The sequence below is a fragment of the Paraburkholderia sp. genome, assembly GCF_050742655.1.
Lineage (GTDB): Bacteria > Pseudomonadota > Gammaproteobacteria > Burkholderiales > Burkholderiaceae > Paraburkholderia.
This window is the reverse complement of sequence record NZ_JBOIGG010000008.1, coordinates 112,860-125,516: the sequence shown is the minus strand read 5'-3', so window position 1 is coordinate 125,516 and position 12,657 is coordinate 112,860. Positions and strand designations below refer to the sequence as shown.

The following is a 12,657-nucleotide window of genomic DNA, read 5'->3' as shown; positions in this document are numbered from 1 at the left end:
CCGTCGTACGTACAGGTTGCGATGAACGAACATGACGCAGCCGTCGTGCCCTCGCCGCGTCCACTGCTCCGCGTCCGCAGCAGCGACAACGCACGGTACCCTCGCGCTATCTATGGAACATTGCCGGTCATTCACAGCCCGGCCTATTTTCCGCTGCCGTCGGGGTACGGCAATCAACGGATTCAGTTGCGTCAACGCCTGCAGGGAAACGGCTTTAACGCTCGCTGAACCCCTCGCCCGGAACAAACAGCCGCCGGGCGTGGCGATCGATCGGGTCGAATACGCGCCGTGCGTCACCGCATACAGACCGATGGATTATCATTGAGCGGTCCGCCAGCCGCCTTTCGATCATGCCGTCACGACCGCCGTCCCGGGAAAAAAACGCCGTACCTCACGCCTCGTCGACCGACTGGCCGGAACGCCTGCGCACCGCCGGCCTGCGCAACACAGCGCTGACCCTCGCGGTATTGCGCCGGCTCGAAACGTCGGGCCAGCCGTGCTCGCACGATGAACTCGTCCACGGTCTCGCCGCCGACGTGCCGGCCGGCAAGGTCGATCGCGTTACGCTGTACCGCATCCTCGACCGGCTCACCCAGGTCGAACTGCTCAAGAAGATCCAGGGCTCCGACCGCGTGTCGCGCTACACACTCACGCACGCATCGGCACCGGGCTATTTCGAATGCGACCAATGCCATTCGATCACCGCGCTGCCGAGCGATCCCGCGCTGGACGACGTGCTGGCGCGCCTCGGCCGCCGCATCAACCGCAGCGGCGCACACAGCACGAAGGCTTCGCTGACGCTACACGGCACCTGCAAGAACTGCGTGCATCCGGGGCGCTGACGAACGGCAATCGTTAGGCGTCTGCGTTACTCGTGCGCCATAGAGGAAACGGATCCGGCAAACGCTGCCACGCCCGCGGACCCAACGCCATTTCAGCATCGTTCAGCAGGCACGCATCGAGCCGTGCGCGCAGCGCCGGCTCGTCCATGTCGATACCGATCAGCACCAGCTCCTGCCGCGCATCGCCGACCTGCGCGTCCCACGTCGCGTCGATCATGCGCAGCGCGTCCGGGTCTTCCGGCCAGTACGCCTTCGGCACGGCGGCCCACCACAGGCCCGCGGCACCGTGCCGGCACACGCCGCCCGCCTGCGACCACGAACCCGCGAAAGTCGGCCGGCTCGCGAGCCAGAAGAAGCCCTTCGAGCGCACGACGCCCGGCCATTCGCTTTCGATCAGCGCCCAGAAGCGCACCGGATGGAACGGCCGCCGCGCGCGATAAACGAAATTCGCAATCCCGTACGCGTCGGTTTCCGGTGTGTGCTCGCCGCGCAGTTCCTTGAGCCAGCCCGGCGCTTTCGACGCCTCGTCGAAATCGAACAGCTTCGTGTCGAGCACGCGCTCGAGCGGCAACTCGCCGAACGCCGCGATCTCGATGCGCGCACGCGGATTGAGCCGCCGCAGGATCGCGATCAGCCGCTCGCGGTCGTTCTCGCTAACCAGATCGGCCTTGTTGACGACGAGCACGTCGCAGAACTCGATCTGCTCGATCAGCAGGTCGACGACCTTGCGACGGTCTTCGTCGCCGAGCGATTCGCCGCGCGCCTGCAGGCTGTCGCTCGAACCGTAGTCACGCAGGAAATTGAACGCATCGACCACCGTTACCATCGTGTCGAGCCGCGCGATGTCGGACAGGCTTTGTCCGTGTTCGTCGGCGAACGTAAACGTTTCCGCGACCGGCAGCGGCTCCGAAATACCGGTCGACTCGATCACCAGATGATCGAAGCGGCCCTCCTTCGCGAGACGGTTCACTTCGAGCAGCAGATCTTCGCGCAGCGTGCAGCAGATGCAGCCGTTGCTCATCTCGATGAGCTTTTCGTCGGTGCGCGACAGTTCGGCGCCGCCGTCGCGCACCAGCGCGGCGTCGATGTTGACTTCGCTCATGTCATTCACGATGACGGCGACGCGCCGCCCTTCGCGGTTGTTCAGGATGTGGTTCAGCAAGGTCGTCTTGCCCGCGCCGAGAAAACCGGACAGCACGGTGACGGGTAACCGTTCGTTCATGGATGCGCCCCAGGTTCGTTAAACCGCAACTGGATTGCATTATATCGATAACGCAACGATGTGGCGTTTACAACGATCCATGCGCCGATCACCCCCGTCGACCATGCTCGCCTTTCTGCTCGATCCGTTCTACGAAGCTGCCCGGCAACGCAGCGTGACCGTCGCGGCGAAGGTGCCTGGAGTCAGCCCGCCGACCGTCACCGCGCACATCCTGTCGAAGCGGGCGCGGGACTGATGCCGCCGGTGCAGCGACTGCTGCAAAGCGAGCGTGATATCGATTTCGCGCTGTGCAACGCGAGCCGGCTCGCAGGTCATCTATGCGCGGGGCGGCTAGAAACCGGGCAGGACAGTACGAGCGATCCAGCTGCTTCGCGTGGCTGCACGAGTCAGCATGCGGCAAACGCGGTGCAGCTAGCGCTGCGCCGCGCGCCGGAACTCGCGTGGCGACGCGCCGAAGCACGCGCGAAAGCGCCGGCTGAAATGCGCGGCATCGTTGAAGCCGTTGCGATACGCGATGCTTTCGATCGACTGCGCGAGCCGGAATGGATTGGCAAGATCAGCGTGCGCACAAACGAGGCGCTGCTGCAGCACGTAGTTGCCGTAGCGCGTGCCCATCGATTCGAACAGCTTGTGCACATAGCGCGTCGACACACCGAGCGCGCGGGCGCACGACTCGACGTTCAGTTCCGGGTCGCGCAACGTCGCACCGATGTAGGTGGTCAGTTGCGACCAGCGCAGTGGATTGCAGGCATCGGCTGCTTCACGGTCCTCACGGTCGGTGGCGGGTGCAAGCTCCATCGCTTCGAGGTACGCCGCGCCGAGCAGCGCGATCAGCGATTCTTCGGCGGCGGGGATCGCCGCCGCGCTCATCCGCGCAAAGCCTGGCAACGCGGATTCGACGAAGCAACGGATTGTTCTGACGAGACCGGAGTCCGCATCGGCGCGGCCCGGCAGCGGCATCGCATGACGCGGTGGCGCGTTGCGCAGCAAGCGCGCGAAAGGCAGACGCAGCATCACGAGATTCGAGGGCTCGTCGATGCGCGCGACGGATGGCATCCGCGCGCGGCGAAACGTGATGTCGCCGCGCTTGAACGGCAGCGTGCGGCCCTGCTGTGTCACCGCACCCTTGCCGTCCATCGCAATCAGTACGATCACGTCGTCGCCGGCAAGGCCGCTCACGTGCGCGCGGTCGTGGCGTACCTCCTGATGATCGAGCTGCACGGTGGCGAGCACGCCGCCGCCCGTCAGACGGCATGCACGCAGATGGCCGGACGCGTCCCCGCGTGCGTGCAGAAGGTCGCCGGGCGTGACGATGTCGTCGAGCGAACGTTTTAGCTGGGCGAGGCCGGCAGCGGGCATCTCCTGCAGCGCGGGCGCATAAGGCAGGTTCTGACAGGCGGTATCGCGCATGACGGGTCCCTCGTGCAACGCGCGACGGTCGCGCGGATAGCACGGCGCGCGCGGCGCCGGCCAGTTCCGCGCATTATGTGCCGCCGAAAATCGCGGCGCCATAGGGCGATGCGGTACATGCAAGCGCATTTACGCTCGCCGCGGACACACTGACGCCTAGAACAGCACCTCCGGTTCACGCCGGATCACACGTCGGGCGAACAGCGCGAAGCTCGCGTTGACGATGCTCGGCAGCAGCAGAAAATCATGCGATTCCTTCGCACGCGCCGCATCGACGCGGCGCAATTCGCCCGCCGACTGCGCGATCAGCTGGCTGCGCGCCGCGCGCTCGATCAGCATCGCCAGGTATGCGGATTCTTCGAGCGAGCCGGTCGCCGCGAGAAAGCCGTGATTCGCGAGCAGGATCGTGCGCTTCGTGCCGAGCGCCGCTGAAATGATCTCGCCCTCGCTGTCGCCGATCGGCAGGCCGGGCCATTCGCGCAGGAACGCGCAGTCGTCGAAGAACGGCGTCGCGTCCATGTGCGCGACCTCGAGCGGCTTGCCGATCATCGACAGCGCGTTCACGTACGGTGGATGCGTATGCACGATACAGCGCACGTCCGGCCGGCGCCGGTATATCCACAGATGAAAGCGGATCGCCGGATTCGCCATGCCCTTGCCTTCGATCACCCGCATCTCGTCGTCGATACGGATGACGTTGCCACGCGATATCTCGTCGAAGCCAATGGCCATCGCGGTCGTGAGAAACGTGCCGTCGGGCTGGCGGACCGTGACCTGCCCCGCCAGCGTTTCGGAATGCCCTTCGTGCGCCAGCATCCGGCAGGTGAGCGCGAGCTTCTGCCGGTTATCCCATGCGCCCAGGTCGAGCTTCTCGCTCATTTGTCCTGCGACCTGGTGGTTCAATCCTTCGCGATCTTCCTCGCTCATGCATTACTCCATTCGAATAGCAGGCACGCAGCACGTCACGACGGCCGGCTTGCGGTAACGGGTGTTTCGTCGGCAGCCTGAAGAAGGTGCGCAGACGGCCCGGCACGAGTCCTCGCACGCGCGACGAAGCACGCGGCGACCAGCACACTCGCGGCAACGTACAGCGCGACGTTGCGCGGATCGCCGCCGCGCTGCGCGAGCAGCGACGAGCAGATCACCGGATTGAGGCCGCCCCCGACCACCGCGCCGATCGCACCGATCGACACGCCCGAGAAGCGGACGTGCGTATCGAACATATCGGCGAACAGGCCGCCCTGCGGTCCGTACATCAGCGGATGCACGAGACCGAGCGCGATCACGATGGCGAGCGTGACGAGCATCGGCTGGCGCGTATTCAGCAGACTGAAATACGGCCACACGTACAGCGCGCAGACAAGCAGTCCCGTCAGATACATCGGCTTGCGGCCGATACGGTCGGACAGCGCGGCGAACAGCGGCACGGTCAGCACACCGAGCGCCGCGCCCGACATGATCGCGCCGAGGATCACGGACTTCGGCAGATGAAGTTGCACCGTGACGTAGGCCACCGTGAACAGCAGCACGAACACCGACCACGTGATCTCGCCGAGACGCGCCATGAACACGATCGCGACGTCGCGGAACTGATTGCGCAGCAGATCGCGCAGCGGAAACCGCGCGACCCCGCGCGTCGCCTGCAATTGCGCGAATTCTGCGGTCTCCGGCAACTTCGCGCGACCGACGAGGCCGATCACCACCAGTACCGCGCTGAACAGGAACGGCACGCGCCAGCCCCACGCGAGAAACGCGGGTTCGGGCAACCAGGACGTCATCAGCAACGCGCCGGTCGACAGCAGCGCGCCGCCGTAGCTGCCCGAATTGCTCCAGCTGCCGTACAGCCCGCGTCGATGCGACGGCGCGCTCTCGACACCAAGCACGATCGCGCCGCTCTGTTCGCCGCCGATCGCAAAGCCCTGCAGCACGCGCAATGTCGTCAGCAGCACCGGCGCCCACAGGCCGATCGTCGCGTACGTGGGCAGGCAGCCGACCGCTGTCGACGCAATGCCCATCACGAGCAGCGTCGCAAGCAGCAGCTTCTTGCGGCCAATCCGGTCGCCGAAGTGGCCGCAGATCAGTGCACCGGCGCCGCGCGCGAAATAGCCGGCCGCATAGGTGCCGAGCGACGCGATGGTGCCGGCGAGCGGATCGAGATTCGGGAAGAACAGCTTGTTGAAAACGAGTGCGGATGCGGTGCCGTACAGCAGAAAATCGTATTGTTCGATCGCCGTGCCGAGAAACGCGGAGATGAACACATACGGCCATCGGGAGCGGGATGGAGCGGGCGCGGCGGACATGGCAGTCTCGATGGTGGGGACGAATGCGGCCAGTATCGATTTTGTCCACCGAGCGCATTTGTCCGTGCGCGAACCGATGTCTTGACTGGAAGCGAAGTGCGCGCCAGGTCCAGCGGAGGTTTGATGTCGAAGCGGGGATGCGCGGACGCTGTTGGTCGAGTCAGGAAACCGCGGTTGGCGCCGCGGCTTACTCGGTTAGCGCCGCCGTACCCGTCACGCCGCTTCGCGAATCTTGCGCACGTAGGTTTCCACGGGCTTCACCAGCGAGCCGTCCTCGCGTGCGATCGGGATCTTGCGCAATGCGCGGCCGCTCGCGCGGTCAATCAGCACCGAATGCTTTTCGCCACGCTGGAACAAGTTCGCTTCGCCCCATTGACGCAGCATCACGATCACCGGGAACAGCGCTTCGCCGCGCGAGGTCAACTGGTATTCCTGGTAGGCGGAACCATCGGACGCGGGCACGAGTTCGAACACGTTCTCGTCGACAAGCCTGCGCAGCCGGTCGGTCAGCACGTTGCGCGCGATGCCGAGACTGGCTTCGAATTCGCCGAAGCGCCGAATGCCGTCGAACGCGTCCCGCACGATCAGCATCGACCAGCGGTCGCCGACGATATCCAGTGTGCGTGCAACCGGACAGGCCGAATCGGCCAGGCTCTTTCGCTTCGCCATTACATTCACCTTTTCTGCGTGTGTCGGGTCAGTTGTATTTTAAAACACGTCCGCGGAGTGTGCAGCGGATTTCGGCTCGCATCCTGCGAATGTGCAGATGAAAGCATCGCACGAGGTGCGACATGCTAGGCTGATCCGATTCGCTACCCATACCGGCTTCCGGAGACACCTCGCCATGCCCACGCCTTCCGTTCTCGCCCATCTTCCCGCTGACCTCGACGACGCGCTGCTGATCGGACGCGTCTGGCGTCCAGCACCCGTCGACGGTCCGTCGGTGATCGTCGTGCGGCACGGCGAAGCATTCGACATCACGCACGTCGCGCCGACCACCGCTGATCTCTTCGATCGCCCCGACGCGGCCGAAATCGCGCGTCACGCGCCGGGCGAATCGCTCGGTTCCGCCGATGCGCTGCTGCACGCAGCGCTAGATGCGTCGACGCCTGCCGCCGTGCCGTCACGTGCGCCGCGTCTGCTTGCACCATGCGACGTGCAGGCGGTCAAAGCCTGCGGCGTGACGTTCGCGGTGAGCCTGCTCGAACGCGTGATCGAGGAACATGCGGGCGGCGACGCGGCGAAAGCCGACGAGACTCGCGCGATGATCAACCAGCTGATCGGCGCCGACCTGTCGAAAATCGAACCGGGCTCCGACGCCGCCACGAAACTCAAGGAAGAACTGCAGCGGCGCGGCGCCTGGTCGCAATACATGGAAGTCGGCATCGGCCCGGATGCTGAAGTATTTTCGAAAGCGCAGCCGATGTCGTCAGTCGGCTTCGGCGCGAACGTCGGCCTCTACCCGACGTCGCAATGGAACAACCCCGAGCCCGAGATCGTCCTCGCGGTGAACAGCCGCGGCGAGATCGTCGGCGCGACGCTCGGCAACGACGTGAATCTGCGCGACATCGAAGGCCGCTCCGCGTTGCTGCTCGGCAAGGCGAAGGACAACAACGGATCCTGCGCGATCGGGCCGTTCGTGCGTCTGTTCGACGGCGCGTTCACGCTCGACTCGGTGCGCACGGCGAGCGTGTCGCTGCGCATCGACGGCATCGACGATGGCTTCGTGCTCGACGGCGTGAGCCACATGAGCGAGATCAGCCGCGATCCCGCGGACCTCGTGCAGCAGACCTGCGGCGCGCATCATCAGTACCCGGACGGCTTCATGCTGTTTCTCGGCACGATGTTCTCGCCGATCAAGGACCGCGACACACCGGGCGGTGGTTTCACGCATCACCTCGGCGACGTCGTGACGATCTCGACGCCGACGCTCGGCGCGCTCGTGAACACCGTGCGGTTGTCGACGCAGATCGAACCGTGGACCTTCGGCGTACGCGCGCTGTATCGCAATCTTGCGCGACGTGGTCTCGGTGGCGATATCGCGGCAACCGCTGCATAACCGGCAGGCGACAAGGCCGGCATCCATCACGCGAATCGCATCGCCGGAGGCGGTTTTCCGCCGCCGCGGTGCGATTCGCGTGTATGATAATGATTCTCATTAAGATGCCAGTCGTTCTCGACGCCCCGTGCGTCCGCCGGATCATGAAAGACCTGTTGATCGTCGCATCGGCGCTCGCCGGTGCGCTGCTGTTCTACTTCAGCGCGCCTCATCAGCGCTGGTTCCGCGCGCCGTGGCGCGCGCGCCCGAGCCGTATAGCCGCCGCCGTCTGCTCGATCGCTGCGTTCGCGACCGGCGCGGATGCGCTGCATCCGGCCACGTCGCTGTCGCTCGTCGTCTCGACGATGATGGCGACGCTCGTCGCGTGTCCGCTGCTCGGCGCGCTGATCGAACAACGCCGTCTCGCCGCGCGTGAACCCGCAAAAAACTCAATGCGGGAGCCCGCGCGGTGACGCGCGCCGCGTCGATCGAACGCGACTGGCTGACCAAAACGCTGGCGGGCACCGTAGGCGGTTTCGGTCTGGGCATTGCCGCGAGCGCGCTGCTCGCGTGCCTGTCGCCCGGTGGCCTCGCGATGCCGAACAAATTCCAGGTCGCGATGTGGCTCGTGCCGCCGGTGTGGATCGCGGTGATCGCGGGCAGCTTCATGTTCCGCAGCGGCATGCGCGCGTGCGTACGGCTCGGCGCCGCGAACGTCGCTGCGTTCGCGCTCGTGACCGCATGCCGGCACATCGTTTCCTGATTTCCCGATTTCTCCGATTTCTCTCGACGGACCCACCGGACATGCGCAGCGAGGTTCTTCGCGTCTACAAAAGCGTGCATACGTGGACCGGCATCGCCGCCGGGCTGCTGCTTTTCATCGCGTTCTACGCCGGCGCGATCACGATGTTCAAGGATTCGCTCACTGCATGGACCACGCCGCCGCAAGCCGACGCGCTCACGGTCCCGCTCGATCGTGCGGACGCGCTGATCGACGCGACGCTCGCCGCCCACCCCGCGGCACGCCGGCAATTCACGCTCGCGCTCGAAGATGGCGGCGCTCGCCTCAGGTGGCAGCCGAAACCAGGCGAGCGCTGGAGCGCATCGTTCGACGACGCGGGACGGCTGGTCGCACAGCAGAGCCGTCCGTCGGATGCCGCGCGTTTCATCGACGTGCTGCACATGACCGCCGGCGTGCCCGGCAGCTACGCAGTCGGGATGGGCGTGATGGGCGTCGTCTCGATGCTCTATGGGCTTGCGCTGGTGTCCGGCGTGATCGTGCTACTGCCGACGCTCGTCAAGGATCTGTTCGCGCTGCGCATCGGCAGGAACCTGAAACGCATGTGGCTCGACGCGCACAACGCGATCGGCATCCTGAGCTTGCCGTTTCATGTCGTGATGGCGCTGTCGGTCGTCGCGTTCGGTCTGAAGGACAACATCTACGACGTACAGGACAAGGTCATCTATAGCGGCACGCTGCAGCCAATGATGGTCGCGCAGAATCCATTCTTCGCGAAGGCGCCATCCGCACAGGATACGTCCGCTGCAACGACGCGCGTGCCCGTGCGCGCACTGCTCGACAGCGTGCACGCGCGTGCACCGCACTTCGTTCCCGAGACGCTCTCGTACCGTCATGCGGGCGAACCGGGTGCGACGGTGTTCGTCGGCGGTGACGATCCGCGCTTTCTCGCGCGTTCCGGCGGCTTCGCGCTGATGAACCCCGCGAACGGGCAATTCCTGAACGCCGAGTTCCTACCCGGTGAAGGTAATGGCAACGCGTGGTCCGCCGCGACGAGCGCGTTCTATGCGCTGCATTTCGGCAGCTACGGCGGCAGTCCGATTCGCTGGAGCTACTTTCTGCTCGGCCTCGCGGGCGCGTTCCTGTTCTATTCGGGCAACCTGCTGTGGATCGAGAGTCGCCGCAAGGCCGCGCGACGCGACGGTCTGCCGGTATCGCAGCGGCGCGCGACGTTCGTGATGGCCGCGCTGACCATCGGCGTGACGCTCGGCTGCATCGTCGGCATCTCGTCGACGCTCGCTGCGGCCAAACTGCTGAACGGCCGCGTCGGCGATCTACACGCGTGGCACATCGGCCTTTACTACGGCGCGTTTCTCGCGAGCATCGGCTGGGCGTTGCTGCGCGGCGCGGCGCGCGCGTCGGTCGAACTGCTCGCGCTCGCGACGCTTACGACCGTGGCGATTCCGAGCGCGAGCGTGCTCGGCTGGCTCGCGCCGTCGACTGGTCTGTGGGGCTCCACGAGCGCCGATACGCTCGGTGTCGATATCGGTGCGGCGCTCGGCGCACTGTGCTTCGCGTGCCTGTGGCGCAAGACCGCACAGCGGGTCGCGTCGGGCCATACCGACAGCGTGTGGTCACGGCGTCCGCAGCGAGCCGGCATCGAGACGGTGAATACGACGGGGGAGCGTGGCGCGTCGTAGGCGGTAGCGTCGTCACGCACGCAAAATGAAAAACGCCACCGGCTTTTGCAGCCGGTGGCGTTCTTACTGAAGCCCACATAACGAACAGTCGACTCGACGTCTAGAAGTCCGTCGTCATCGACAGCAGGAACGTACGCGGCGCACCCTGCGTCAGATATCCGCCAACCGTCGATGCCCAGTACCCCTTGTTAGCGACGTTGCGCACGCTCGCGCGGAACGTCGTCGGCCGGCCGAACAACGCGGTGCCGTAGCGCGCGCCAAGATCGAATCGATCCCACGCGGGGATCGACGCGGTGTTCGTCGCGTTGAGATACTGCGACCCGGTGTGGATCCAGCGCGCGCTCAGCGTGAGACCGGTCAGCAGCGGCACGTCGTATTCGGCGCCCAGATTGAACTGGAAACTCGGCACACCGATCGGCCGATTGCCGTCCGTCGCGCCGCCGTTGGTGTCGAGTAGTTCGGCATTGATCAACGACGCGCCGGCCAGCAGCCGCACACCCTTGTACGGTTCGCCGTGCACTTCCGCCTCGAGTCCGCGATGCCGCTGCGTGCCGTTCGTCGTGAAGATGTGCGTCGTGCTGTCGGTATAGGCGGACGGCTGCTCGATCTGATACGCGGCAAACGATGCGCCGAGACGCGCCGTGTCGTACTTCACACCGACTTCGTACTGCTTCGAACGGTACGGCGCGAGCGTCTGGCCCACGTTGATCGCGGTCGTCGGCGCCTGCTCGCCCTTCGCGAGCGCTTCGGTGCGATTCGCGAAGAGCGCGAGATTCTCCGACGCCTTGACGACGAGACCGAAGAGCGGCGTCGTGATGCTGTCGTCGTAGTTCGCGTTCTGCACGCCGGTGTAGCTGAAGCCGTTCTGATGGATCGACTGATGGCGCGCACCGACCGTGAACAGCACGCGGTCGTGCAGGAAACCGAGCGTGTCCGACACCGCGACGCTGCGCATCAACGTGAGCGAAACCGTGCCGGGGTCGCCGAGATCGCCACCGACATAACGGTCGGCGGGACGCGGCAGGTTCGGCGTGTTGTAGAGGTCGGTCGCGACCGTACCCGAAAGCGTATAGGCGGACTGGCTGTCGATGCGCGTAATCGACGCGCCCGCCGTCACCCTATGCGTCACCGGACCGGTCGCGAAATGTCCGCGCACGCCGGCTTCCGCGGACACCGCATCTTCCTTGTGCGGCACGCCGAGCCGCGAAAGGGTCGTGGTACCGGCCGCGCCGTTATAGGTCGGCGACGCGTAATCGCCGTGCTCGCTCGTGTGGCGCGTGCCGCCCGCGACGTAGGCCGTCCACGCCGGCAGAAAATCGTACTCGGCGCGCACGATGCCGACCGTGTCCTCGAGATCGCTGAACGACCACGTCTGCGCATAGTTATGAGTCGCCGACGGCACCGCGGGAATCTGGCTGCCGGTCACGTAGACAACCGGACGCCCGTCGTCGACGCGTTGCCGCTGATACAGAAAATCGCCGTACAACCGCAGCTTGTCGCCGCGCCAGTCGAGCGCGACGGCCGTCGTATTGTTGCGACGACGCTCGCCGTCGATGCTGGTTTCGCCGTCGCGATTCGCCTGGTTCACGCGAATGCCGAACTGCCCTTCGCTGCCGAAGCGACGGCCGATGTCGACGCGCGCGCCGAGCTGGCCGGAGCCGGAGCCGCTGCCGTCGACCGTGACGCGCGTGAGCGGCTTGTCGTCCGCGCGTTTGAGCTGCAGGTTCACACCGCCGCCGATCGCCGAGCCCGACGGCGACGCGCCGTTCAGAAACGCATTCGCACCCTTGAACACGTCGACACGTTCGAGCGCTTCAGTCGAGACAAGCTGCCGCGGCGTGACGCCGTACAGACCGTTCAGCGACACGTCGTCACCCTGCAACACGAAACCGCGAATCACGAAGACCTGCGCGAAATTGCCGTAGCCGGACGACACGCGCACCGCGGCGTCGTTGTCCAGCACGTCGCCGAGCGTCTCCGCCTGCTGGTCTTCGATCAGCTTCGACGTGTAGGTGGTCATGCTGAACGGCACGTCGATCATTTTCTGCTTGCCGAGCACGCCGAAGTCGGCGCCTCGCGCGACCTGGCCGCCTGCGTAGGTCGGCGCGAGATCGCCAGGCAATTCCACCGCGGACGCCTGCACCTTGACGGCGGGCAGCACGGTGCCGGGCGCGGCATCGGTCGTGGTGGACTGGGCGAAAGCAGGAGTGGAATAGCCGAAGGCGAGAGAAATGGCGGTACCGATCGCGAGGCGACTGGCCGCAAGTTTCGTCGGATGAACCGGCGAAAGAGGACGACGGGAAACGGGCATGTTGACGAAAGACGGGTTGGTCCGAATATCCGTCCCAGGGCGCGAATGGAATCTGGGCGGCGCTTTTCTTCGATTCGCTCGCCCCTCATTACAGA

At 65.5% G+C, this 12,657-nt stretch carries 12 protein-coding genes; 6 read left to right on the top strand and 6 right to left on the bottom strand.

Annotated features, from left to right (window positions below; all coding sequences use genetic code 11):
• The first annotated feature begins 350 nt into the window (after nt 1-350).
• Nucleotides 351-842 (top strand): Fur family transcriptional regulator, encoded by a 492-nt coding sequence (locus tag ACREXZ_RS13590; protein WP_431764603.1) that lies wholly within the window; start codon nt 351-353, stop codon nt 840-842.
• 13 nt (nt 843-855) lie between these two features.
• On the opposite strand, the gene zigA is transcribed toward ACREXZ_RS13590, so the two are convergent.
• Nucleotides 856-2,064, bottom strand: a complete 1,209-nt coding sequence (zigA, locus tag ACREXZ_RS13585) for a zinc metallochaperone GTPase ZigA (RefSeq protein WP_431764602.1) — start codon at nt 2,062-2,064, stop codon at nt 856-858.
• A gap of 79 nt (nt 2,065-2,143) precedes the next feature.
• On the opposite strand from zigA, the gene ACREXZ_RS13580 reads away from it, so the two are divergent.
• Nucleotides 2,144-2,299: a helix-turn-helix domain-containing protein gene (locus ACREXZ_RS13580; RefSeq protein WP_431764601.1), complete on the top strand. Its 156-nt coding sequence runs from the start codon at nt 2,144-2,146 to the stop codon at nt 2,297-2,299.
• 176 nt (nt 2,300-2,475) lie between these two features.
• Here ACREXZ_RS13580 and ACREXZ_RS13575 read toward each other — a convergent pair whose 3' ends face one another.
• The 4 genes from ACREXZ_RS13575 to ACREXZ_RS13560 all read right to left on the bottom strand — a co-directional run bounded on the left by ACREXZ_RS13575 (nt 2,476) and on the right by ACREXZ_RS13560 (nt 6,443).
• Nucleotides 2,476-3,474: a helix-turn-helix domain-containing protein gene (locus ACREXZ_RS13575; RefSeq protein WP_431764600.1), complete on the bottom strand. Its 999-nt coding sequence runs from the start codon at nt 3,472-3,474 to the stop codon at nt 2,476-2,478.
• Between the two features lie 156 nt (nt 3,475-3,630).
• Nucleotides 3,631-4,401 carry an aldolase gene (locus tag ACREXZ_RS13570; RefSeq protein WP_431764599.1) on the bottom strand — a complete coding sequence of 257 codons (771 nt, stop codon included), beginning with the start codon at nt 4,399-4,401 and terminating at the stop codon, nt 3,631-3,633.
• Nucleotides 4,402-4,436: 35 nt separating this feature from the next.
• A complete protein-coding gene (locus ACREXZ_RS13565) occupies nt 4,437-5,774 on the bottom strand; it encodes an MFS transporter (protein ID WP_431764598.1) in 1,338 nt (445 codons plus the stop codon).
• 213 nt (nt 5,775-5,987) lie between these two features.
• Nucleotides 5,988-6,443, bottom strand: a complete 456-nt coding sequence (locus ACREXZ_RS13560) for a winged helix-turn-helix transcriptional regulator (protein ID WP_431764597.1) — start codon at nt 6,441-6,443, stop codon at nt 5,988-5,990.
• Nucleotides 6,444-6,618: 175 nt separating this feature from the next.
• Between ACREXZ_RS13560 and ACREXZ_RS13555 the strand changes: the two genes are divergently transcribed.
• The 4 genes from ACREXZ_RS13555 to ACREXZ_RS13540 all read left to right on the top strand — a co-directional run bounded on the left by ACREXZ_RS13555 (nt 6,619) and on the right by ACREXZ_RS13540 (nt 10,251).
• Nucleotides 6,619-7,833, top strand: a complete 1,215-nt coding sequence (locus tag ACREXZ_RS13555) for a fumarylacetoacetate hydrolase family protein (RefSeq protein WP_431764596.1) — start codon at nt 6,619-6,621, stop codon at nt 7,831-7,833.
• Between the two features lie 143 nt (nt 7,834-7,976).
• Nucleotides 7,977-8,285: a hypothetical protein gene (locus ACREXZ_RS13550; protein ID WP_431764595.1), complete on the top strand. Its 309-nt coding sequence runs from the start codon at nt 7,977-7,979 to the stop codon at nt 8,283-8,285.
• Nucleotides 8,282-8,575, top strand: coding sequence for a hypothetical protein (locus tag ACREXZ_RS13545; RefSeq protein WP_431764594.1), 294 nt, complete (start codon nt 8,282-8,284; stop codon nt 8,573-8,575). Before ACREXZ_RS13550 ends, ACREXZ_RS13545 begins: the two co-directional genes overlap by 4 nt.
• A 41-nt stretch (nt 8,576-8,616) precedes the next feature.
• A complete protein-coding gene (locus ACREXZ_RS13540) occupies nt 8,617-10,251 on the top strand; it encodes a PepSY-associated TM helix domain-containing protein (protein WP_431764593.1) in 1,635 nt (544 codons plus the stop codon).
• 100 nt (nt 10,252-10,351) lie between these two features.
• On the opposite strand, the gene ACREXZ_RS13535 is transcribed toward ACREXZ_RS13540, so the two are convergent.
• Nucleotides 10,352-12,562 carry a TonB-dependent receptor gene (locus tag ACREXZ_RS13535; RefSeq protein WP_431764592.1) on the bottom strand — a complete coding sequence of 737 codons (2,211 nt, stop codon included), beginning with the start codon at nt 12,560-12,562 and terminating at the stop codon, nt 10,352-10,354.
• Nucleotides 12,563-12,657: the final 95 nt, after the last annotated feature.